The sequence below is a fragment of the Phycisphaerales bacterium genome, assembly GCA_020852515.1.
GTDB lineage: Bacteria > Planctomycetota > Phycisphaerae > Phycisphaerales > UBA5793 > UBA5793.
In genome coordinates this window covers 60,624-82,955 of sequence record JADZAS010000030.1, presented here as the reverse complement: position 1 = coordinate 82,955, position 22,332 = coordinate 60,624, and the positions used below count along the sequence as shown (strand labels likewise).

23 protein-coding genes and 1 tRNA gene are annotated in these 22,332 nt (G+C 66.0%); 8 read left to right on the top strand and 16 right to left on the bottom strand.

Features of this window, described 5'->3' with window-relative positions; all coding sequences use genetic code 11:
• Positions 1-80: 80 nt before the first annotated feature.
• The 5 genes from IT430_17775 to IT430_17755 all read right to left on the bottom strand — a co-directional run bounded on the left by IT430_17775 (position 81) and on the right by IT430_17755 (position 3,541).
• The gene (locus IT430_17775) at positions 81-1,016 is read right to left on the bottom strand and encodes a serine/threonine-protein phosphatase (GenBank protein MCC6909788.1); all 936 of its coding nucleotides are present in this window, start codon (positions 1,014-1,016) and stop codon (positions 81-83) included.
• 301 nt (positions 1,017-1,317) lie between these two features.
• Positions 1,318-1,929, bottom strand: a complete 612-nt coding sequence (locus tag IT430_17770) for a hypothetical protein (GenBank protein MCC6909787.1) — start codon at positions 1,927-1,929, stop codon at positions 1,318-1,320.
• The gene (locus IT430_17765) at positions 1,926-2,513 is read right to left on the bottom strand and encodes a zinc ribbon domain-containing protein (protein MCC6909786.1); all 588 of its coding nucleotides are present in this window, start codon (positions 2,511-2,513) and stop codon (positions 1,926-1,928) included. Before IT430_17765 ends, IT430_17770 begins: the two co-directional genes overlap by 4 nt.
• Positions 2,510-3,067 carry a hypothetical protein gene (locus IT430_17760; protein ID MCC6909785.1) on the bottom strand — a complete coding sequence of 186 codons (558 nt, stop codon included), beginning with the start codon at positions 3,065-3,067 and terminating at the stop codon, positions 2,510-2,512. Before IT430_17760 ends, IT430_17765 begins: the two co-directional genes overlap by 4 nt.
• Positions 3,068-3,541: a hypothetical protein gene (locus IT430_17755; protein MCC6909784.1), complete on the bottom strand. Its 474-nt coding sequence runs from the start codon at positions 3,539-3,541 to the stop codon at positions 3,068-3,070.
• A 423-nt stretch (positions 3,542-3,964) separates the two neighbouring features.
• Here IT430_17755 and IT430_17750 point away from each other — a divergent pair, with 423 nt between their 5' ends.
• Positions 3,965-4,957, top strand: a complete 993-nt coding sequence (locus IT430_17750; GenBank protein MCC6909783.1) for a hypothetical protein — start codon at positions 3,965-3,967, stop codon at positions 4,955-4,957.
• Positions 4,958-4,969: 12 nt separating this feature from the next.
• Here the strand turns inward: IT430_17750 and mqnB are convergent, their stop codons facing one another.
• The 4 genes from mqnB to IT430_17730 all read right to left on the bottom strand — a co-directional run bounded on the left by mqnB (position 4,970) and on the right by IT430_17730 (position 7,453).
• Positions 4,970-5,701 (bottom strand): futalosine hydrolase, encoded by a 732-nt coding sequence (mqnB, locus tag IT430_17745; GenBank protein MCC6909782.1) that lies wholly within the window; start codon positions 5,699-5,701, stop codon positions 4,970-4,972.
• Positions 5,698-6,798 (bottom strand): peptide chain release factor 1, encoded by a 1,101-nt coding sequence (gene prfA / locus IT430_17740; protein ID MCC6909781.1) that lies wholly within the window; start codon positions 6,796-6,798, stop codon positions 5,698-5,700. Before prfA ends, mqnB begins: the two co-directional genes overlap by 4 nt.
• A gap of 41 nt (positions 6,799-6,839) precedes the next feature.
• Complete coding sequence (locus tag IT430_17735; protein MCC6909780.1) at positions 6,840-7,109, bottom strand: ferredoxin family protein; 270 nt, start codon at positions 7,107-7,109, stop codon at positions 6,840-6,842.
• A gap of 188 nt (positions 7,110-7,297) precedes the next feature.
• Positions 7,298-7,453 (bottom strand): hypothetical protein, encoded by a 156-nt coding sequence (locus IT430_17730; protein MCC6909779.1) that lies wholly within the window; start codon positions 7,451-7,453, stop codon positions 7,298-7,300.
• A 222-nt stretch (positions 7,454-7,675) separates the two neighbouring features.
• On the opposite strand from IT430_17730, the gene IT430_17725 reads away from it, so the two are divergent.
• Both IT430_17725 and IT430_17720 read left to right on the top strand, forming a co-directional pair.
• Entirely contained in the window at positions 7,676-8,917 is a 1,242-nt protein-coding gene (locus IT430_17725) for an FAD-dependent oxidoreductase (protein MCC6909778.1), read from the top strand.
• Positions 8,896-9,705 carry an aldo/keto reductase gene (locus IT430_17720; protein ID MCC6909777.1) on the top strand — a complete coding sequence of 270 codons (810 nt, stop codon included), beginning with the start codon at positions 8,896-8,898 and terminating at the stop codon, positions 9,703-9,705. The genes IT430_17725 and IT430_17720 overlap by 22 nt, the downstream gene beginning before the upstream one ends.
• A 5-nt stretch (positions 9,706-9,710) precedes the next feature.
• Here the strand turns inward: IT430_17720 and IT430_17715 are convergent, their stop codons facing one another.
• A complete protein-coding gene (locus IT430_17715; GenBank protein ID MCC6909776.1) occupies positions 9,711-10,316 on the bottom strand; it encodes a type II secretion system protein in 606 nt (201 codons plus the stop codon).
• Positions 10,317-10,722: 406 nt separating this feature from the next.
• Here IT430_17715 and IT430_17710 point away from each other — a divergent pair, with 406 nt between their 5' ends.
• Positions 10,723-12,786: an elongation factor G gene (locus IT430_17710; GenBank protein ID MCC6909775.1), complete on the top strand. Its 2,064-nt coding sequence runs from the start codon at positions 10,723-10,725 to the stop codon at positions 12,784-12,786.
• 58 nt (positions 12,787-12,844) lie between these two features.
• Here the strand turns inward: IT430_17710 and IT430_17705 are convergent, their stop codons facing one another.
• The 5 genes from IT430_17705 to gcvH all read right to left on the bottom strand — a co-directional run bounded on the left by IT430_17705 (position 12,845) and on the right by gcvH (position 17,975).
• The gene (locus IT430_17705) at positions 12,845-13,771 is read right to left on the bottom strand and encodes a CPBP family intramembrane metalloprotease (protein ID MCC6909774.1); all 927 of its coding nucleotides are present in this window, start codon (positions 13,769-13,771) and stop codon (positions 12,845-12,847) included.
• Between the two features lie 69 nt (positions 13,772-13,840).
• Positions 13,841-14,113, bottom strand: coding sequence for a 30S ribosomal protein S20 (gene rpsT / locus IT430_17700; GenBank protein ID MCC6909773.1), 273 nt, complete (start codon positions 14,111-14,113; stop codon positions 13,841-13,843).
• A gap of 113 nt (positions 14,114-14,226) precedes the next feature.
• Complete coding sequence (locus tag IT430_17695; GenBank protein MCC6909772.1) at positions 14,227-16,794, bottom strand: ABC transporter permease; 2,568 nt, start codon at positions 16,792-16,794, stop codon at positions 14,227-14,229.
• Positions 16,795-16,824: 30 nt separating this feature from the next.
• Positions 16,825-17,598, bottom strand: coding sequence for an ABC transporter ATP-binding protein (locus tag IT430_17690; GenBank protein ID MCC6909771.1), 774 nt, complete (start codon positions 17,596-17,598; stop codon positions 16,825-16,827).
• A complete protein-coding gene (gene gcvH / locus IT430_17685; GenBank protein MCC6909770.1) occupies positions 17,595-17,975 on the bottom strand; it encodes a glycine cleavage system protein GcvH in 381 nt (126 codons plus the stop codon). The genes IT430_17690 and gcvH overlap by 4 nt, the downstream gene beginning before the upstream one ends.
• Positions 17,976-18,444: 469 nt before the next feature.
• Between gcvH and IT430_17680 the strand changes: the two genes are divergently transcribed.
• Genes IT430_17680 through IT430_17670 form a run of 3 tightly spaced genes read left to right on the top strand, consistent with a single transcriptional unit; the run spans position 18,445 to position 20,921 of the window.
• Positions 18,445-19,383: a hypothetical protein gene (locus tag IT430_17680; GenBank protein ID MCC6909769.1), complete on the top strand. Its 939-nt coding sequence runs from the start codon at positions 18,445-18,447 to the stop codon at positions 19,381-19,383.
• Positions 19,384-19,440: 57 nt separating this feature from the next.
• Positions 19,441-20,157 (top strand): (d)CMP kinase, encoded by a 717-nt coding sequence (locus tag IT430_17675; protein MCC6909768.1) that lies wholly within the window; start codon positions 19,441-19,443, stop codon positions 20,155-20,157.
• Entirely contained in the window at positions 20,157-20,921 is a 765-nt protein-coding gene (locus IT430_17670; GenBank protein MCC6909767.1) for a 1-acyl-sn-glycerol-3-phosphate acyltransferase, read from the top strand. Before IT430_17675 ends, IT430_17670 begins: the two co-directional genes overlap by 1 nt.
• A 15-nt stretch (positions 20,922-20,936) precedes the next feature.
• Here IT430_17670 and IT430_17665 read toward each other — a convergent pair whose 3' ends face one another.
• On the bottom strand, positions 20,937-21,914 hold the full coding sequence (locus IT430_17665; protein MCC6909766.1) for an HDOD domain-containing protein: 978 nt from the start codon (positions 21,912-21,914) through the stop codon (positions 20,937-20,939).
• A gap of 291 nt (positions 21,915-22,205) precedes the next feature.
• Here IT430_17665 and IT430_17660 point away from each other — a divergent pair.
• Positions 22,206-22,278, top strand: a tRNA-Lys gene (locus IT430_17660).
• The last annotated feature ends 54 nt before the right edge of the window (positions 22,279-22,332 follow it).

Below are 22,332 nucleotides of genomic sequence, written 5' to 3'. Positions count from 1 at the left end.
GTCCTTGCCCGTTTCCGAATTCCCGCCTGCGTGGAAATGACCTGCGCGAGACGATGCCGTCGCAAAGCCCGCCCGACGCCTCAGCCGTCTTTGAAAATTCCCGTGCGGCGGTTGAAACGGTTGAGCAGCGCTCCGCCGATGGCGGTGAGGCTCCACTCCGGCCAAGGCGCGCTGCCGTCGCGCGAGACCAGCGACCGGGCGGACGCCTTGAGGATGCGCAGCGGCGCGAGCAGGCGGTCTTTCACGGGCACGCTGGGCGCCAGGCCGTTGGGGCGAAACAGCAGTACCGTCACGTCGTCGGCTTCGAGGTTGCCGGGGTAGAGATCCTGTACCGCCTGCAGCAGCGCGTGGATGAACTCGGTCGGCTCGGTCATGGCGAGCCCGCGCGCGACTTCGAGCAGCCCGCTGACGCCGAGCAGCGCGCCATGCTCATCGCGCGATTCGATGAGCGAATCGGTGTAGCACACGACAAGATCGCCCACGCCCAGGCGCACGCCGAACTGGTCGTAGTCGCCGATGTCGAGAATGCCCAGCGGGATGTTGGCGATGTCCGTTGAGTTGCGGCCTGACGATTCCAGCAGCGACCACTTTTTCGTTTTCGCACTGTAGTGCAGTGGCGGCGGATGTCCTGCGTTGCACAGCGCCAGCTCGTTCGTCGGCGCAAAGAACGTTGTCACCAGTGCCGTGGCAAATCGACCCTTTCGCGACAGGGCGCTGAACTGTCCGTTCATTTCCCTGACGAACGCCTGCTGGTCGATGTAGTTGATGAACCGCCGCATGAGTCGCCGCAGGTTCGTCGCCACCTCCGCGACGTCAGCGCCGTGTCCGCTCACATCGGCAACGAGCAGCCGGGTGATGCGCCCCGTGGCGCACGATGAGACGTAGTGCACGTCTCCGCCGCTCTCGGAGTGTCCGAAGGGCCGGCTGAAGATCCACGCGTCGAGGCCGGCCATGATGACGCCGCTGTCCACGACGCCGTTGCCGCCCCAGACTTCCATGCACTGCATCGTTTCCATGGCGTTGGCTCCAGCCACCTTGCCGGAAATGCTACGAGGATCGACGCCTGAAGATCACGGCATCGGTTCAATGGAGCGAGCAATCCGGAATGAGTCGGCAGTGGAAACGGCAACCGGCATGACCTTTGGATGCGGGAGACGCTGCCGGGGTCACACCGACCCGGACGGAATGCGGAATTGCCTGGAATCCCGGCTGTTCGTCACTTCAATGAACGGCAGCATTGGAGCGAGCAGCACCGTCACAACCGCGGCGACACTGCTGATCGACATCCCAGCGGCATCTCACTGACGCGCACCTGCTTCACGCTGAGACCTCCGTCCCGCACTCCGGGCAGCGCGTGCAGTTGGGGATCTCCGCGAGGCTGTAGGCGCAGTGGTAACAGAGACGGGCGCGAGAGACGGTTGTTCGTAATCTTCGTTGAAGCAGCCGGCCAAACCACCAGCCATGCGCCGCGAGTAAGACGATGGGAATGGCGAGCCACCACGAGAGCATGAAGGGCGGCTCCCACATCTTGTTGAGGAGCCAGTTGCCCAGCGTTTCAACAAATGGCACAATGCCAAGAAACAGCGCGAAGCAAAACGGCGTCCACGCGGTGAATCTGAGTTGCTTCGCCCTCGTCGCCGGCGGAATCGACTCACTGAACCGCGCGTTGCCCGCGTCGAGCCAGGCACACACAAGCAAGACCCATACGAACAGCACCGCGATCATCACGATCGCCACAGCAAAGGTAAAGCGCATCATTCGCCCGACATTGTCGAATGCGGCATCGGTCGGATTCGCGGCAGCGACGTTGGTCATGGGGATGAGAACAGCGTACGTCAGCGCAAAGTACACCAGCGGCGTCGCCACCAGGATGACAGGAGTGAGCCTGTGCCACCACGGCCACGTGTTCTTCCACTCACGCCAGTTCATGATGCGCCACCAGACTCACGGTTCAGTTCAGGTACCTCCGTCCCACACTCCGGGCAGCGCGTGCAGTTGGGGATCTCGGCGAGACTGTAGCCGCAGGCGAAGCAGACCTGCGCTTCGATGGCGGCGATGCGCAGGCGGTGCTGCACGATTCGGCTGCTCACCCAGGCGTAGCCGACGGAGATGATGACGCTCGGCGGCCACCAGAGGCCAGGCCAGTAGCGCGTGTCGAGCCGCGCCCCGCGCAGCCAGTCGATGAGCGGCCCGACAAATTGCGTGCCGGGGAGGACCGTGATGAGCGTTGCGGGCAGCCATAGCAGCACCGCGATGTAGAGCCGCTTGCGCCACATCGGCACGCCGTCGGTCGAAGCGGGCGTGGCCGACCAGAGAAACGGCAGCACGAAAAAGGCCCAGAAGAGGATGAAGCCAACGCTGATGGCGATCGCCCAGAGGACCGCTTGCGTCAACTCTTCCAACTCCAGAACTTCGAGAAACGGAAGCGAAACGATGAGCAGTAGAGTCGCCACGACCGCAACGCTGCTGACCGACATCCACAGCGGCATGTCGCTGAGGCGCACGTGCTTCACACCGAGACCTCCGTCCCGCACTCGGGACAGCGCTGACAATTCGGGATCTCGGCGAGCTTGTAGCCGCAGTGAAGGCACAGGCCCTCGCGCTGGGCCACTTCCTCAATGCGGCGGTTCACCACGATGGTGTAGATCACGGCGTAAGCGCCGGCCATCAGTATGCCGGCCGGCAGCCACCATGCGCGGAGCATCTGCTCGGTCTGCTCATCTTGCACGAGCCCGGTCTGCGCGAGCCGGCCCGAGAGAACCAGCCCTTCCACGGTCACCAGAATGATCAGCGGCAGCCAGACGGCGCCGGTGATGCCGTTTCGAAGTCGGCGCGGCGATCGCCCCGCGGTGAGGCTCCCGTGACCTGACTCGACGATCGGCAGGACGAACAGGATGAAACACAGCGGCAAGGTGACTGATAAGAGGATGAGAACTCCGCCCAGCGTGCTGGGCGGGATGATCTCGCCCGTGCGCGTCACCATGCCGACCATTGAAGCAAAGCCCAGCAGCAACATCGCGATCGCCGCAAGGTAGCACCAGAAGTAGGCTCTTGGGCGCTCTTTCATTCAGCGGCTCCGCACGGGGATCTCCGTCCCGCACTCGGGACAGCGCTGCGACTGCAGCGCGGTCAGGTCGTAGCCGCACTCGTCGCAGCGGCCTTTGAGCCGGCCGCGCGCGATGAGCAGACGAATGAATGCATATGCCAGCAGCGCGCCGGCAATCGTGGACACGCTGGACCACGCGAGTGCGGCCGGGTCCCACTGCCACTGCACGTGAGGCTCGGCGCCGGCCGCGAGCGCGCCGGTCGAATCGACCGAGTCGCGGTCGATGGTGAGGTAGCCGAACACGCCATAGACGGTCGTCTTGCGGCCGATGTTGCCTTGCATCATCGGCGTGCTGCTCAGCAGGGGAATCTCGCTGTAGGCGAGCCAGGACTGGCGCGACGGGCCCCAGAGCCCGGCGAGTAAGAAGAGATACAGCAGCCAGATAAGCCCGCCGTAGATGCATCGGCGCCGCGGCCTGGTCCAGAGGTACGGCATATGGAAGTCTATGCGGAGCCAGTTTCGAGGTGAGATTCTCGAAATGTTCAGACAGCCGGGGGCAGGGCGTCTGACGTCAGCCACCATCCTGTAGAATGAGTCATCCCAACTGCGGAGGGGAACATGACAACTATTCGCACAGGCAGTCGAATGAGGAACGCATCGGTGCTGGCAGTTGCGGGACTGCTCAGCGCGCTCGTGGCGACGAGTGCACCCGCACAGGATTGCCGGTGGTTGCAGATTGCGCCAGGGGTGGGTCCAGGGCTGCGGGTAGACCACGCGATGTCCTTTGACCGCGCACGCGGCGTGTCGGTTCTTTGCAGCAGCGGAACTTTGTACACGCCAAACGAAACTTGGGAATGGGATGGCCAGCAATGGAAGTTGGTCGCAACCGGCTTGCTGCCCAATCGCGAAAAATCCTCAATGGCGTATGACGGAGCGCGCGGTTTATCCGTGATCTTCGGCGGCGGAACTCGTGGCGCCTATCAGAATGACACTTGGGGGTGGGACGGCGTCGACTGGATGCAGCTTGATGCGCTCGGCCCGCCAGAGCGAAGCAGCCATGCGCTCGCCTACGACGAAGCGCGGGAACTCGTGGTGCTGTTTGGTGGCTACAACGGCGAAATCAGTCTCCGCGACACTTGGGAGTGGAATGGGCAGTACTGGTCGGGCCGAGCCAACTCCGGCCCCGACCGGCGCCACAATCACGCCATGGCCTACGACTCGCTCCGCGGCGTCACCGTGCTCTTCGGCGGCAACGTCGGCGGAACTCCTCAGAACGACACCTGGGAGTGGGATGGCACGACGTGGACAAAGGTCAGCGAGGGCGGCCCGCCGCCGCGCCGGAATCATGCCATGGCGTACGATCGCGATCGAGGAGTCGTCGTTGTCTTCGGAGGTGTGGGGACAGACTACCCGACTATCAGGGCCGACATGTGGGAATGGGACGGCCACACGTGGAAAAACGTTGTCGATGCGGGCAATCCGGGCGCGCGGTACGACCACGCCATGTGCTATGACACCCGCCGCGGCGCGATTGTACTCTTCGGCGGACGCTCGCCTTCCGGCCACCTTGGCGACACCTGGGAACTCGCGTGCGAACGCCGGCTGCGGCTCCTGCCGCCCGTCGGCGCCTGTCCCGGTCCGATGAAAGCGCGCATCACAGGCGCCACGCCGCACGGGCGCGTCGCCGTCGTGTTCGGCACGCGCGATCGCCACACGCGCATACCTGGCGGACCGTGCCCGGGAGTCATTCTGCCGCTCGCGGGCACGATCCGGCTCGTCGGCACGCCGACGGCTGATTCTGAAGGCGTCGTCGATCTCACTGGGATAGTCCCGGTCGAAGCGTGCGGCGGAAGGCTGGCGGCGGTGGACGTGACCACCTGTGAGGTGAGCAACCCGATCATCATCGAGTAAGAGGTAATTCGCTCACTTCGCCAGCGCGACAATGCGGTCGAGCAGCAGATCGATGCGGTTGAACGCGGCCGACAAGTCCCAGTGCTGGCGGAGGCGGTCGCCGCAGGTGTTGCTGATCACGCGGACCTCGGCGCAGCGGTGCACGCCCATGCGGTGGGCGGCCAGCAGCACGGCGGCGCCTTCCATCGCCTCCGCCCGTGCGCCGGTCTGACTGGCGACAGCGGCCGCGGCGCGATCGGCGCCGCTGCAGCGCGCCACGGTGGCGATCGCGCCGCGCTCCACGCCGTGGCCGATCGAATCGGCGAGCACATCGAGCAGTTGCCCGTCGGGCCGCACGCGGTTGCCCTCGCACCACGGCGGCGATCCGAGCGGGAAGCCGAGCGCATTGACATCCGCCGGCCCTTCGGGCAGGTCGATGCCTTCCTCAGCGAAGACGGACTCCGTGGCGAGCACGACGTCGCCGACCGACAGGCCGCTGCCGTGCAGCGCCCCGGCCACACCGACGTTGAGCACGGCCGCGTAGCGCCGAAGCGTCAGGGCCTGCACGGTCGCGCCCGCGGCGTTGCTTCGGCCGATGCCGCTGAGCGCCACGGTGACATTTGGACTGATGGAAACGATCGGCCAGCCGACGCGCGCTTCGCTCGTGGGCTGCTCGGTCGAACCCGGCAGCAGGCAGCGCACCTCTTCGCGCACGGCCGCGACAATGAGCAGTGGAGCCAGCGCGCCAGGCGAGTCTGAAGTCATCGTGCTTTCCCCAGACTGGCCAGCCGCTGGGCCATGTCGTTTTCAATCAGCGCCGCCACGACGGGTTCGAGTTCGCCCTGCAGCACCCGGCCGAGGTTGAAACTCTCGTTGATTCGATGATCGACGACCATGTTCTCTTTGTATCGGTAGGTCCGGATCTTCTCTGCACGGCCGCCCGAGCCGATCATCGCCACGCGCTGCTCGTCGCGCTGCTTGCGGGCCTCTTCGAGCTTGCGGTCGTAGAGGCGGGCGCGAAGCAGTTTCCACGCCTTATCGCGGTTCTGCTGCTGGCTCTTGGATTCCTGCATGCGCACTTCGATGCCGGTGGGCAGGTGGATGAGGTGCACGGCGGTGGCGACCTTGTTGACGTTCTGCCCGCCGGGCCCCTGCGCAGTGGTGATCGACACCTTGACCTCTTCGGGATCGATTTCGAGTTCGATCTCCTCGGGCTCGGGCAGCACGGCGACGGTGGCGGTGGAGGTGTGCACGCGGCCCTGCGCTTCGGTGGCGGGCACGCGCTTGACCTGGTGCGTGCCGCCTTCGTATCCGAGGTGGGCCCAGACGCCTTCGCCGGAGATGTTGAGCACGGCGTTGCGATAGCCGCCCGCATCGCCGGGCGAGAAGTCCATGTCATCGACCCTCCAGCCTTTGGTCTGCGCGTAGCGGCGGTACATGTCCAGCAGATCGCCGACCCACAGACTCGCTTCGTCACCGCCCACGCCCGCGCGGAGTTCGAGAATGATCGAGCCGATCGAGCGATCTTCGGAGGAGACGAGATCGCGACGAAGTGCCTGCCAGAGGTCTTCGAGTTGCTCCTCGAGCTGGGGCATTTCTTCGCGGGCGAGTGCGGCGAGTTCATCATCGGCCTGACCCTTGGCCAGCGCGGCGGCTTCGTCGTGCTGGGCGCGCAGCGTGCGATACCTGCGGTACCGCTCGCACGTCGGCGCCAGAGCGGCCCGTTCGACGCTGAGTTCGCGCACGCGGCGGTAGTCGGAGTTGATTTCCGGGTCCGCGAGCTGGGCGTCGAGTTGGGCGACGCGGCTGACCATCTCGTCGAGGCGGGTGGTCAGGGCGGCGTCGATGTCGGAGCCGTGCATGGGCAAGGGTAGGGCGGGCGCTGGAGAGCGTCGGCGGGGCGTCAGCGCTGCGACCGCAGGTAGTAGTCCACGTTGAGGTCGATGTACTTTCGCCATTCGGCGGGCAGGTCATCCTGCGGGTAAATGGCCTGGACGGGACACTCGACGACGCAAAGGCCGCAGTCGATGCAGGTGGCGGGGTCGATGTACAACTGGGCTTCGGTTTCGAAGGCCGGTTCGTCCTTGGTGGGGTGGATGCAATCGACGGGACAGACCGTCACGCAGGCGGTGTCCTTGGTGTTGATGCAGGGTTCGGCGATGATGTGCGTCACGAGGCGTTTCCGGTTGTGCGGCGGGTGCGGTGAGCAGGATGATACGCGGCGGAAAAACAACCGAGGACGCCTCAGCGGGCGTCCTCGACTGTGATTCGCGAATTGGTTGAGGCACCGACGGTTCAAGCGTTTGCGGCTGGAGGTCGCACAGTGGCGAGGTCGCAGCCGCGAGTGAGAGGCGTTGGGCTTTAGCCCATCTTCTTGGTGGCCTTCTTGCGACGGGCCTTCTTCTTGGTCTTCTTCTTGGCGGTCTTCTTCTTGCCAGCCTTCTTCTTGGCTCGCTTCTTTCCAGTCTTCTTAGCGGTCTTCTTCTTGGTCTTCTTCTTGGTTCTCTTTTTCGCCATCTGAGTTCTCCTTGGATGGAGGTGTCGGAGCAGAACGCGAATCAGATCGGTCGGTGCCTGGGGCTCGCACGTTGATGAGCCACCGCATAATTTGTACCACTATCGGACGCGTTCTACTACCCCCTTGAAACAAAAATTCAACCGCGCGGTTGTCGGGACCGGTCGAGCGGCGGCGCGCGCACCCGCGTTGACCGCTGTCGCGCCGCTCCGAATGATGCTGTGATGTCATCTCCCTGCGAGGCAACCGCGGACGTTGTGATCATCGGCGCCGGCGTTGCCGGACTCTGGCTGATGCGCCGACTCGCCGCGCAGGGGCGCAGCGCCATCCTGCTCGAATCACGCAAAATCGGCCGTGGACAGACGGTTGCATCGCAGGGAATCATCCACGGCGGAACCAAGTACGCGCTCACGAATCGACTCACCGGCGCATCGGAATCCATCCGCGAGATGCCGGCCTGGTGGAGCGCAGCGCTGCGCGGTCAGGGCGAGATTGATCTCTCCGGCGCGCGGGTGCTCGCCGACCACCAGTACCTCTGGTCACAGCGTTCCCTGCCTTCGCGATTGACCACTTTTTTTGCCGCGTCGGTCATGCAAACTCGCGTGAGAACGGTCGACCGCGCGCAGCACCCGGCTCTTCTCGCGCACGAAGCATTTTCGGGTTCGGTGTACCGCGTGGAGGAAATGGTGCTCGATGCGCCATCGCTTCTGGCGGCGCTGGCCTCCGCGCCGGGCGCTGCCGTTCTCAGGATTGACGAGACGCAACTCAAACTCGAGTGCGCCGGCGGGCGCGATCCGCGTGGTGGAGTGACGGTGCACATCGGCGACGGGGCGGAGCGGCGGGCGGCGATCAGAACCGGCGCCGTCGTCTGCACCGCTGGAGCCGGCAACGGGGCGCTGCTCGCGCAGGCCGGGGCGAAGCCGGACGCAATGCAGCGCCGCCCGCTGCACATGGTCCTCGTCCGCGGACCGCTCGAACACCGCATCTACGGCCACTGCCTTGAAGCCGGCTCCCGGCCGCGCCTGACCATCAGTTCGCACGACTGGGACGGTGACGCCGGCGGGCGCGTCTGGTACCTCGGCGGCGAGCTGGCCGAGCAGGGCGTGCGCCGGTCGCGCCTCGAGCAGATCGAATTCGCGCGGCGCGAGGTCGCCACGCTGTTCCCCTGGCTCGATCTGAGTAGGCTCGAGTGGGACGCTTTTCTCATCGACCGCGTCGAAGGCGCCCAGCCGAAGCGCGCGCGGCCGGACGAGCCCGTCATTCACGAGACGCCCGCCGCTCTGTTCGCCTGGCCGACGAAACTCGCGTTCGCACCGCTGCTGGCCGACCGGCTCATCGCGCGTATCAATGAGCGGGCGCCGAACCCTGCCCCAGGCGAACTCGAGTCACTCGCCGCCTGGCCCCGGCCGGAGATCGCGCAGCCGCCATGGAAGGAGCAGCGCCAGTGGCACACGTTCGATCGCTAGGGCGCACAGGACTGAAGGTCTCGCCGATCGGGCTGGGGACGGTAAAGATCGGCCGCAATGAAGGCGTGCGCTATCCGCGCCCGTTCGATCTGCCCGGCGACGATGACGTGCGAAACCTCCTCGCTTCGGCGATTGATCTGGGCGTCAACGTGATCGACACGGCGCCGGCGTACGGCACGAGCGAGGAGCGGCTGGGCGCTCTGCTTCCGGGCCGGCGCGAGCAGTGGGTCATCGTGACCAAGTGCGGCGAAGAGTTTGCAAACGGCCAGTCCGCGTTCGACTTCTCGCCCGAGAGCATCCGCCGCAGCGTGGAGCGCAGCCTGGCGCGCCTGCACACGGACTATCTCGACGTTGTGCTCATTCACTCCGACGGGCGCGATGAGGAAATCCTGCGCGACAGCGGCGCCGTAGAGGCGCTGGAAGATCTTCGGCAGCGCGGGCTCATCCGCGCCATGGGCATTTCGACCAAGACGGTGGACGGCGGGCTGCTCGCAGCGCAGCGGTGCGATGTGGTGATGATCACGCTCAATCCCTTCGTGCCGGCCGATGCCGTCGTGGCGCAGGCGGCGCTTCACAGCGGCGCCGGGATTCTCGTCAAGAAAGCGCTGGTGAGCGGGCACCTGGCCGATGCGCGGCTCGGCGGTGATCCAGTGGCCGCGTGTCTCTCGTATGTACTGCGCTCTCCGGGCGTGCACAGCGCGATCGTCGGCACGCTGAATCCGCAGCATTTGGCGGCGGCGGTGGCGGCGGCGGATGGAGCATTGCGCGATGGGCCAGGACGCGACTGAAGAGTCTACTTGCGCGTTTCGCTCTTCTCGCGCGCGTGGGAGGTGATGCGCCCGCTGACCCACACTGAGTTGTGCCCCTCGTAGAAGCCGGATGTGTTGGGCGAGGTGCTCGGATCGGGCGTGGACTCCGCGGGGCCGAGCGACTGCTCACTTTCCTGGAGCGTGAGGTGGAACGGGCCGCGGTCGGCCAGCAGCGGGTACTCGGGGCCGAGTTCGTCAACCCGGATTCGCCGGCGGGCGACCTGCATGTAGCGGCCGGGCGGGTAGACACGGCTTCCCCAGCGGTCGATGACGACACGCGGCCTGGGGTCGGCGGGGCAGGTCCAGAAGGCGATGTCGCCCACGCCGTATTCGGCCAGCGTCTTGTTAAGAGGCGGGGTATTGGCGTCGCGCAGACAGTCGTAGCCTGCCAGCGGCATGGCGTCGTTGGATGCGTTCAGGTACAGCACCAGCGCCTGGTGCAACTGCCTGATATTCGCCGAGCAGCGCACCAGCGGAGCGCTGTAGCGCATGGTCCGGTGCAGGGCCGGGAGCATGATGGATACGAGCACTGCAAGCACCAACATGGCGACGATGAGTTCGATGAGCGAAAAACCGCCTCGGCGCGGCATTCCGGTCGAACTGGAATCCGCTCTGCTCGCGCCGCCCGCTACCCATGCACACATAAACCCTACTCCCCCCCCGGAGCGACAGGCACACCGCAGAATCAGTCGAACCGGAGACTACCGGCGATCCCTGCAACCGCGAACGCGGCGGGAGCGACGATGCCTCCCCAAGATCTGGGGACGGCAACTCCCCGTTCCGCCCTGTCAGAAGTCTACCACAGCTGCGCCAGATTCCAAAGAAAAGATGGAAGAAAACGACCGGATTTAATCCGCCCGTCCGCTTGGCGTCGGGCTTTCAGGAATGCGGTCGGGATGACCGGCCCCACGCCTGCCGGGTACACTATCCGACTCTTCGGTTGCCTCCGGAGCGGCCGAATCTGATTGCAACGACATCCTCACAAGGGAGTTGATGATGGCGGACTACACGACGCGGGACATCCGCAACATTGTGCTGGTCGGTCATGCCGCGTCCGGCAAGACCACGCTCGTCGAGCGGATTCTCGAATCGACCAAGACCATCGGGCGCATGGGCAGCGTCGAGGACGGCAACACCGTGTGCGACTACGAGCCCGAGGAGAAGGCACACCAGCACAGTCTGAACTCGGCCGTGGTTCACGTCAGCTTCAACGGCTGCCGCATCAACCTCATCGATACGCCGGGCTATCCCGACTTCGTCGGGCAGGCGAACGCGGCGCTGGCCGCCGCCGACGCGGTCGGCCTGGTCGTCGACGCGTCGCGCGGCATCGAGAACATGACTCGCCGCATGATGCGCCTCGCCGCCGACGAGGGCCTGCCCCGGTTCATCTGCATCAACAAGATGCAGCTGGGCAAGGACAACCTCGAAGAACTCGTCGAGCAGTTGCGCGAGACGTTCGGCCGCGAATGTCTGCCGATCAATCTTCCAGCCGGCGGCGCGTCGGGCATCGCCCGCTGTTTCTACCGTTCTGCTGAAGGACCCGCGCCGGATTTCAGCAGCGTCGAAGACGCGCACCAGGCGCTCATCGACCAGGTCGTCGAAATCGACGAGCAGCTCATGGAGCGTTACCTCGGCGGCGAGGAACTCTCGCCCGAGGAACTCGCCACGGCCTTCAAGAAGGCCATGTGCCAGGGCCACCTCGTGCCGATCCTGTTTACGAGCGCCAAGCAGGGAACGGGCGTCGATGTCATGCTCGATGTCATCACGCGCCTGTGCCCGAGTCCGGCGGAAGCCGATCCGCGGCCGTTTCTGGTGCGCAAGAGCGACGGTGGCGAGGAGGAGCAGTGGCGCCCGCAGGCCGATCCCGACAAGCCGCTGGTGGGTCACGTCTTCCGCATCGCCGCCGACCCGTTCGTGGGCAAGCTCGCCGCGTTCCGCATTCAACAGGGCACGCTCAAGAGCGGCGACTCGGTGACAATTGGCGAACATCGCAAGGCGGTGCGCCTGGCGCACATCTTCCAGCTGCAGGGCAAGGATCACCTTGAGTGCCACTCGGCCGTGCCCGGCGACATCGTGGCCGTGGCCAAGATCGACGAGATGCACTACGACGCCGTCGTGCACGGCGAACTGGGCTTTGACAGCATCCGCGCCAAGTCCATCCCGCAGCCCACGCCGATGTTCGGCCTCGCCGTCACCGCCGCCAAGCGCGGCGAAGAAGGGAAGATCAGCCAGGCCCTCATCCGCCTTGCCGAGGAGGACCCCACGTTCAAGTTCGATCGCGACGCGACGACCCACGAGATGGTGATGCGCGGCATCGGCGAACTGCACCTGCGCGTCGTCATCGAGCGCCTCAAGAGCCGTTTCAACCTCGAAGTGCACACCGCGCCGCCCAAGATCGCCTACAAGGAGACCATCAGCGTCAAGGCCGATGGCCACCACCGGCACAAGAAGCAGACCGGCGGCGCCGGGCAATTCGGCGAGGTCTACCTCCGCGTCGAACCTCTCCCTGCAGACGCTGAAGAGTCGTTCGAGTTCGTCGATGACACCTTCGGCGGCTCCGTGCCCAAGCAGTTCATGCCCGCGATCGAAAAGGGCGTCCGCCAAATGCTCCAGATCGGCTGCGTCGCCGGCTATCCGATGCAGGGTATTCGCGTGGCTGTCTACGACGGCAAGTATCACCCGGTGGACTCGAAGGAAGTCGCGTTCATCACCGCCGGCAAGCGCGCCTTCGCCGACGCCGTCAGCAAGGCCAAGCCCCGCCTGCTCGAGCCTTTCGTCACGCTCGAGATCGCCACGCCTTCAGACTACATGGGCGACATCACCAGCGACATCATGGGCCGGCGCGGACGCATCCAGGGCACGGACATGCTCACGGGCGGCATGGCGATCATCACCGCCGAAGCGCCGCTGGCGGAGGTGATGTCCTACGCCGCATCGCTCAAGGCGATGACGCAGGGCACCGGCTCATACACGATGGAATACAGCCACGACGAGCCGACCCCGGCGCACATCCAGGCCGAAGTCGTCGCCGCCTACAAGCCGCGGGAAGAGGAAGACTGAGCGATCCTGTTGCCTCGAACCCCATCAGCGCCCGCGCTTTCCGAACGCGGGCGTTTTCTTACGCGCTGTTGCTGGTAGCCATGAGCGGCAGGATGACGATCACCAGCGCGTCGTACGCTGCGTGCGTGCCGACGACCACGCCGAAGCCGCGCATGACGTAGACGCTGGCGAAGAACAGGCCGGAGACGAAGTAGAACGCGATGCGCTGAGCCTGCATGACGCCGCCCACGGATACGTCGTGGTAGAACGTGAAGGCGACGGCGGAGATGACCAGCGCGATGACGGCGCCCTGCGCGGATTTCATCTTGCCAAAATCGACCAGCAGCATGTGCACCAGCGCAATGACGATCATGCGGAACACGAGTTCTTCGTAGATGCCCGCGCCGACGCTGAGCGTCAGCCGCGCCTGCCACGAGAGTGATTCGATGGGCGGCGCGCTGAGCAGCGCCAGCGCGGGCCCGGGCGCGCCCGCAAAGAGCCGATTGATGAGTTGATCGAGCACGAGCAGGGGAAGGGCCAGCAGCAGCGACTCGACCAGCATGACCAGCGGCACGCCGAGGTGCACTTCCCACGGGTCGCGCGCAAAGACGTGCCAGAGCAGCAGCACGGTGACGAGCGCGGCGCCGGGAAGGTAGAGCCCGCCGACGCCGAAGGCGCCGAAGAAGTCGTTGAGCAGTTTGTAGGCGCTGATGGTGATGGACTCGTTGCCGCCGGCGCCGATCGCCGCGCCGCTGGCGTAGAGCCAGGTGCCGATCTCATAGAGGGCTACGAGCGGCAGCAGGAAGATGAGAATCTGGAGGGGGCGCTGGGAGAGTTCGAGGTACCAGCCCAGCCCGGGACCGCCGCCGCCGCGGCGGGCATGGCGCAACAAAGCGCCGGTCGGATCAGATCCGCCCGGCGTGCGTGATCTCCTGGATGTGCTGCGTCGCGAAGCGTTGGCGGAAGGCACCTTGGTGCGGCGGCTGGTGCTGCTTGATCGAGCCATCCGTCCACCCCGGCTCCGGGCGCCTCAGCTGAGGCTGGCGGGCGCCCGCGATGCGCCTGCGCCCTGCGTTCAGCCCTGCTTGAGCGTTGCCAGCTTTTTCGCCATGCGGCTCTTCTTGCGGGCCGCCTTGTTGCGGTGAATCGTGCCCTTGCCCGCCACGCGATCCAGAACGGCCGAGGCATCGCGATAGGCCTTCTCGGCGTCGGCGTACGAGCCGCGGTGGCCGATCAGGTCGTCAAAGGCCTTGACGGCGGACTGAATGCGGCGCTTGCGCCACCGGTTTCTGGCGTTGTGGGCCTGGGTCTGGCGGACGCGCTTGCGGGACGAAATCGTATGAGCCATGTCGGATCAACCTCTAAAGTCGCTTGCGAATGCCCTGCGGCGGCGCGACGGCGCCGGACCATCGGGAACGCTGATTATCGCAGCCAACCTGCTCGGGGCAACTGCCCACCATTCTACTCCGCCCGGCGGGCCAGCAGTTCGCATGGGGTGCGGCGGGCCAGGCGCATGGCCGTGGGCAGGGCCGCGACGAGGGCAAAGACGAGCACGAGGCCGTAGCCCCACATCGCCGGCCAGGGCAGGGCCAGGTCGATATCCACCCCCGCCAGGCGCCGCAGCAGGTAGGTGCCGTTGGAGGCGTCCCACAGGCCCAGGCCCGTGCCGGTGATCCACGACGCCATGCCGATGAGCAGCGCCTCGGCGACGATAAGCCGCCCGACGACGCCAGCCGAGCCGCCGATGGAGCGCAGCACGCCGAACTCAAACTTGCGAGCAGCAACGTTGGCTGCGATGACGTTGGCCATCCCCAGCGCCGCAACCATCAGCGAGGCAAACGCGATCACGTTGGTCATCCGCATGAGGCGCTCGGCCAGCGAGCGCAGGGCTTCCTTGATGAGCCGGCCCGAACCGAAGAAGACCGGGCCCAGGCCCGCTTCGAGGCGCTCGCTGATCTGCTCGTCGGTCAGGCTGTCGTCGAGCACTTCGAACTGAAACAGCCGCACTGAAGCGTTGTCGAAGATGCGCAGAGCATCGGCGCGCGTGCCGAAGACGCTCGAGACGGCCTGCTGCTGGAACTGCCCTTCGATGCCGAAGATCTCGGTGGCGATGTCGAGCCCGGGCGATGAGACGACGCCGACGATCTCGAATTCATGCTCGGTGGGGCCGGCGCTGAGTTTGAGGCGGTCGCCCACGCCGATTCCGCGCGCCGTGAGGAACTCGCGCGCGACGAGGATGGCGTCGCCCTGGGCCAGGCGCTCTCGCGCCTCCTGCTCGTTGCCCTGCACCCACTCGATGTTCGTCATCGCGAAGAATGGTTCGGGCTCGAAGGAAATGTAATAGACGCTCTGCGGAGCGATGCCCTTGACGCCAAAGAGGTGCTGATCTTCGACGTCGAGTTTGAACAGGCCGATGGGCGAGACGTGCCCGACCCAAGGCTGCTCGGCGACCCACTTCTGGTGTTCCTCGGGCACGCCGCCCTGTCTCGTGATGAAGGCGTCGGGAAAGCGGATCGGATCGATCCAGTTGTCGAGCAATCCCCCGCCGGCGGCGCGCACGGCGATCATGATCGCCAGCCCGAGCATCAGCGCGCCCGCGGTGAATCCGTTGCGATAGGGCGTGGCGAGAACAGAAGAGTGCAGCAGACCGCGAGGCAGACCGAGCAGGCGCGAGAGCATGCCGGCGGCGAGCCAGGTCACAAGAAGCAGCGAGGGCACGCTGAGCGCAAACCAAGCGGCGACCATGATGGGCGCACCGAAGAAGAGGTGCCCCCAGAACGCCGCCTGTTCGTTCTCAGGCAGGCGCAGGCTGAGTTGCTGAATCAGCAGCGCCGCCGCGCCGCCGAGCACGACCAGCCAGACGCGGCCGAGCCGGTGCGGCCGCGAGCGCACCCGCAAAGCCGCCAGCGGCGTGATGCGGGCGCACGACCACGCCGGCAGCAGCGCGCCCGCCAGGCCCGCGAGGATCGCGGCGGCCAGGGCAATGGCCAGTGGGCCCACGCCGATCACCAGCCCGGCGCGCAGATACGAATTGAAGATCAGCGAAAACAGCAGCGACCAGAGCAAACCCAGCGGCAGGCCGAGAAGCCCGCCGATGGCGCCGATGGCCGCGCCGACGAGCAGTTGCGAACAGAAGATCGTGCCCCGCGCGGCGCCGATGCAGCGCAGCGTCGCCAGCTCGGTGATGCGCTGCGTGATGGCCGTCGTCAGGCCGGTGAGCACGATGAACGTGCAGCACAGGAACGCAAAGAGCACGGCGATGTAGCGCAGGATCTCCATGCCGCGCAGGTTGCGATCGAGCCCCGCCCGCGCGATGTCCGACGGCGTGAGTTCGGCCGGCGCCTTGATCGAGCCGCCGCGCAGGCGGATCACGTCGTCGATCACTTCGCCTGGATTGAGCACGATGTCCACGGAAGTGATGCGCTGCGGATAGCCGGCGATGTCCTGAAAGGCGTGGATGTCCAGGCGAAACTGCGGATTCTGCAGCACGGCGAGATTGACGCGCTTGTGGATGCCCACCAGCGTGAGATCGCGCTCGCGGCCCCAGTCGCCGATGCGAATGGTGTCGCCCACTTCGGCCTCGAGCAGGTCGGCCACGCGCGGGTCGAAGATGACTTCATCAGCCGACTGCGCCATGCGCCCCGCGACGAATTCGAGCGGCCGCACGTCGTTCTCGCGCTGCAGATCGATACCGATGCCTTCGAAGAGGCCGTCCATTTCGTTGCGCTGATTCTGCAGTGCGACGGTGGAGATGAGTTGCGGCGTGGCGAAGGCGACCTCGGGCCACGCCGCGGCCTGCTCGATGAGATTCTCCGGCAGCCGCCCGCCGGACTGGTGGCGGACGTACATGTCGGCGCTGCCGAGCATGTCCTCCATGGCGTCGCGCAACGAAGCCGAGAGCGAGTCGAGCGACGTGGAGACGACGACGACCAGGCTCGTGGCCAGCGCGACGGCCAGCAGCAGCAGCGTGGTGCGCCCGGGCCTGGCCCAGAGACTGTTGATGCCGATCTTCCAGGAGGCCCGGATCATGATCGCCTCAGAATAACGTACCTGTCCCGTTTATTGACTCGTGCTGTGGTCGACGATCTGCTGGTAGCGCGCCGCGAGCCAGGTTGAGTCGTGCTGGCCGACGTCGATCTCGTCGGTGACGCGCCCGTCGCCGATGATGAACACGCGATGGCAATGCGCCGCCGCAGCCGGTTCGTGCGTCACCATCAGGATCGTCAGATCGTCCGCGCGAGCCATGTTCGCGAGCATCTCCCAGATGCGGCGGCTGGAGGTCGAGTCGAGATTGCCCGTCGGCTCGTCGGCGAAGAGTACGCGCGGCTGAAAGAGCAGAGCCCGCGCAATGGCGACGCGCTGCTGCTCGCCGCCGCTGAGCGCATCGGGCCGGTGGTTCACGCGCCCGCCCAGGCCCAGCGACTCGAGCAGCTCACCAGCCCGCTGGCGCAGCCACGCCTCGGGCCGGCCGTCGAGCACGCCGGGCAGCATGACGTTGTCCAGCGCCGTCATCGTGCCCAGCAGATTGAACTGCTGGAAGATGATGCCGATGCGCCGGCGGCGGTACGATGTGAGTTGGGCCTCGGACATGGCGTGCACCGCCTGCCCGTCGATGAAGATCTCGCCCGCCGTGGGTCGATCGAGGCCGGCCAGCAGGTGCAGCAGCGTGCTCTTTCCCGAGCCGCTCGGCCCCATGATGCCCACGAAGCCGCCGCCGCGAATTGAAAGGCTGACGTCCGCGAGGGCCTCGACGCGCTCGGCGCCGGAGTTGTAAACCTTGCGCAGGCCGCGCACGTCGATGAGCGCGGGGGCCTCGATCACGGCCTGGTTCACGAGGGGTTCTTCTTGTCGTACTCAGTCTGCTGCATGAGCGATTCGAGCGGCGCTGCGTCGCTGACCTTGATGCGGCAGAGCCAGCCGGCTTCGTACGGGTCGCGATTGAGAATCGCCGGATCGTCGGCGAGGTTCGCGTTGACGTCAACGATTTCGCCGCCGACTGCGGAGTAGATTTCGCTGGTGGCTTTGACGGATTCGACCTCGCCGATCGTGTCGCCGGCCTTGAGGGTCGTGCCCACGGGCTTGACCTCGACGTAGGTGACGTCGGTGAGTTCATCGACCGCGAACTTCGAAATACCGAGGGTGACGATGTCGCCTTCGAGTTTGTGCCACTCGTGCGATTCGCTGTACCGGCGGTCGGCGGGGCTGGGCATGGCGGGCGGATCTCCTCAATCTGAGTCGGCGCGGGTTTTCACCAGGATCGGGGGTTTGGCCGTGGGTCGAACCGATGGCCCGTTCGGCGGGAGTTCGAAGGATTTGATGGTAGCGCGGCGGGGTTGAGCGGGCCTGCGGACCGAAAAACCCGGTTTTCCACAACAATTGACTACCGAAAGTGGTGATTTGGCCTCAGGTTATGTGATAAGATGGGAAAAATCGGTGAGAACGGTTGTCAATCCGTTTGGTTGCCGTATACTAGGGACGAATTCAGGCCCGCCCCTCGGCGGGACGGTATTCCTCAACTCGATCTTTCTCCCCTCCGCGCGTAGCCGGCTCTGTTTGGCTACGCGTTTTTTATTCGAAACCGGCGTTGGGCGGTTTCCATCGTGCCTGGGCAATGCCGGCCGCCGCGGTGGCTCGGGCGGTGGAGGCGGCTAGACTGCCGCCCCAAAAGCCGTTGCACTCATGCTCCTGACGCTCACTGCCCGATCCCTCTCTGCCCGTCTGAAAGCCCGCGGCGCCTCCGCGCTGCCGATGAGCGGCTTGCCGAGATTCGCATTTCAGCAGACCGGCCTGCGGGGGCTGGTGCTCGATACTGCTCTGCTCAAGGGTTGGGGGCTCGACGAACTTGATGCGCTGCGCACCCAGGCCGACCAGGCGGGCTGCCCGTGCCTGCTGCTGCGCGAATCCGAGCCGACGCTGACGGGGGTGCCCGAGGGAGCCTTGTTTTCGGCGGCGCTGAAGCGCATCGATCTCGTGGCGCGGGCGGCGAATCGGCTGGGCTGCAACGCCCTGTCCATCCAGCCCCGGTGCACCAAAGCCGCCGCCGACGAGCGCGAATTCGACCTGCACACGGTGTTTTTCCGTCGCGTGCTTGAACGCGTGGACCGGCTCGAACTCAACGTGCTGATCGAGCCGTCCAGAGACTGGATCGGCGAGCCGTCATGGCTCATCGAACTCGTGAAGAAGGTCGGCGGGTTCCGCATTGGCACGCTGCCGACCTTTGAAGCTGCCTGCCGAACGCAGGACTGCGTGGCGGCGCTTCGCCAGACGGCGCCCTATGCCGGCGCGGTGCTGGCGAGTTTCGGCGAACACGACGTGGAGGCCCTCGGACCCCTTGCCGATGAGCCCGAACCGCCGCCGACCGAGCCACCGGAAGCAGAGCTGGAGCCCGACGAGGCGCCCGCGTCCAGGAAGAAGACGAAGAAAACCATCCGCAAGAAGACGTCGAAGAAGAAGCCGGCGGTGGAGAGCGAGCCTTCCCGCCTGCCCGACTGCATTGCTGCGTTGCGAGCGGTGGGCTACGAGCAGATACTTGCGTTGGATTACCAGGGCGCGGGCGATGCAGTTCATGCCATCAACGGGGCGCGCCGCGGTATCGAAGCCATGCTGGAGACTGCCTGAGGCGCCTTCTGCGGCGGCGCGGATATCAATGGAAGACCGCCGCGAGGCGTGATGATCATGTCAAAGCCCGAGCACGTCATCATCACCATCGACGGACCGGCCGGGACAGGCAAATCGACGACGGCGCGACTGCTGGCCAGCCGACTCGGCCTCGAGTTTCTCGACACCGGTGCCATGTACCGCGCCGCGGCGGTGGTGGCGCTGGATCGCGGCGTGGACTTCGGCGACGGACCGGGCGTGGCCCGTGCGGTGCAGCAGGCGGTGCTGCGCTTCGACTGGACCGCCGATCCGCCGCGCCTGCTCATCACCAGCCCGCATGAGCGCGACATCACCGAGCGGCTGCGCGATGCTGACATCACGCTGGGTTCTTCGATCGTGGCGCGCAGCACCGAGGTTCGCGCGGTCCTCGTCGAGCAGCAGCGGCGCATCGCGGTGGCGCATCCGAGGCTGGTGAGCGAAGGGCGCGACCAGGGATCGGTCGTCTTTCCCGATGCGGCGGTGAAGTTCTTTCTCGACGCTTCGCCCGAAGCGCGGGCCCAGCGCCGCGCGGATCAACTCCGCTCGGCGGGCCAGCAAGTCGATGAAGCGCGCCTGCTGCGGGAGATCATCGAGCGCGACGCCGCCGACCGCAACCGCGAGACCGGGCCGCTGATCATTCCCGATGATGCGATCGTGGTGGATACGACGGACCTGTCGCACGACCAGGTGCTGGCGCACCTTGAGCACCATGTGCGCCAGCGGCTGCCGGCATTGCGCCGGGGGGTTGGAGGCTGATGTCGCTGCTTGAGAGGTACCGCTTGCGCGACCCCGGTGTGCCGCTGCCGCGCGTGGTCGCATACGACTTCTGCTGGTACGGCATCCGCACGTTCTTCACGCTGCTCTATGGCATGCGCGTATCGGGGCGCGAGCACATCCCGCCGCGCGGCGGAGTGCTGGTGGTGGGCAACCACCAGACGAACTTCGACCCGCCGCTGATGGCCGTGGGCAGCCGCCGGCACTTTCACTTCGTCGCCAAGGTGCCGCTGTTTACGAACCCGGTCTTCGGCTGGGTCATCCGCACCTTCAACGCCATTCCGATCGACCAGAGCAAGCCCGATGCGTCGTCGATCAAGACCACGATCGAGCATCTTCGCGCGGGGCGGATGGTCCTGATCTATCCCGAAGGCAGCCGCACGCACGACGGGGCCATGAACCCGTTCAAGTCGGGCGCAGCGCTGCTCATCCGGCGCGCCAAGGTGCCGGTGCTGCCGATGGCGATTGAAGGCGCGTACGACGCCTGGCCGCGCGGCGCTGCGCCAAAGTGGCGCGGCCACATCCGCATCAGGTTCGGACCGGTCGTGCCTTATGACGAACTGGCGGCGGCGGGCGCTGCGGGCATGCTCGATCTGCTCAAGTCGCGCATCGACGCGATGCGCCTCGAATTGCGCCACGAGATTCGCGTCGCGTCACGAGGGCGCTACCCGGCTCCGGGTCCGGGCGACTATGCGTGCGATGATCCGATTCTCGCGCGGATCCGACAGCCTGACCCGGACGCGTGAGCTTCGCTGCAGGCGTCAGGCCGCGCGATCGCGGCGTTTGCGCGGCTCGGGTGCGGCGGGGCCGGCGATGGCCTGCGCCAGTTGGCTCTCCGCCTGCCGCTGGATCTGCTCATACGACAGCGTCGGGCCGATTTTGACCACGAGCATTCCCGCGATCTCCTGCACCCGAGTCGCCACCGCGTCGAGCACCTGCTCAAGCAGGTCGCGGTCGATGCCTGTCAGCTGAATGCAGCGCGTGCGGCACTGTTCGATGTCGGCAACCGTCGCGTCGCCGGCGAAGAGATCGGCAATGCACACGCCGGCCGCGATCAGATGCGGCAGATCGGGGGTGGTGAAGGCGCCGACGGGAAGCGGCTGAGCGTCGCGGTACTGGCGCACGGCGCTGCTGAGGGCGTCGGGCAGGCCCCAGACGATGAGCAGTTCGGCGGTGAGCACCGCGTGCGTCGCGCCGAGCAATTCCCGTTCGTCCTCCACCGTCCACCAGCCCGTCTTCCCGCTCCGGTTGAGCAGTGGCTGGAAGAGGTCTGGAGCCGTGAGATAGCCGGCGACGATGCCGATGTTGTGCAGCAAGCCGGCGACGAACGCATCTTCACAAAGAGGCCGGGCCGTCTTCGTGGCCAGCAGGCGAGCGGCGACGGCTGCGGTCAGCGCCTGGCGCCAGTACGCTTCGTAATTGAAGCAGCCGTCGGACTGTGGCCGGCGGATTGCCTGCACGATGGAAAAGCTCAGGGCCATGATGCGCAGTTTGCGCATGCCCAGCAAGGTCGAGGCCTGCTTGATGGACGTGATGCCCTTGGCGACGCCGAACAGCGGCGAATTGATGATCTTGAGGATGCGGGCGGTGATAGCCGGGTCGTTCTGGATGACGTTGGCCAGTTGCTCGATGGTGCAGTCGGGTTGCTCCGTCAGCGAGAGCACCTCGAGCGCGACTCCGGGAAGAGACGGCAGGTTCTCATTGGCCCGAAACCGGTCAATGATGTCGCGATGCGGCATAACCCACTCCTGTGCCTGCGTCTGCGGACTTGCCGCACGGGACGGCGCGACGGCTTCAAGAAGTATCGGCAGCCGACGCCCGATGCTGAACGTCCGCAAGGCGGGTGATGGCAACTTTGGCCGCAGCGGCTTGCCTGATCGAGGCGGCCCGGCCGCGGTCCGATACGACCGCGGCAGTCAAACCGGCTCCCCAAGCAAACCCGTGAACCGGCTCGAAAACCACCGATTTGCGCGTCGGCAGGCCGCAAATCATTGATCGGTTGCGGGGGGATGCTTACCGTCCCTCTTCGCGGTCGCGTAGCTCAGTTGGTAGAGCATCGGACTTTTAATCCGCAGGTCCTGGGTTCGAGTCCCAGCGCGACCATTGGCGACCAGCCCCGGCCGGGCACAAGTTCGGGGCCAGGGCGGCGAAGGGAGT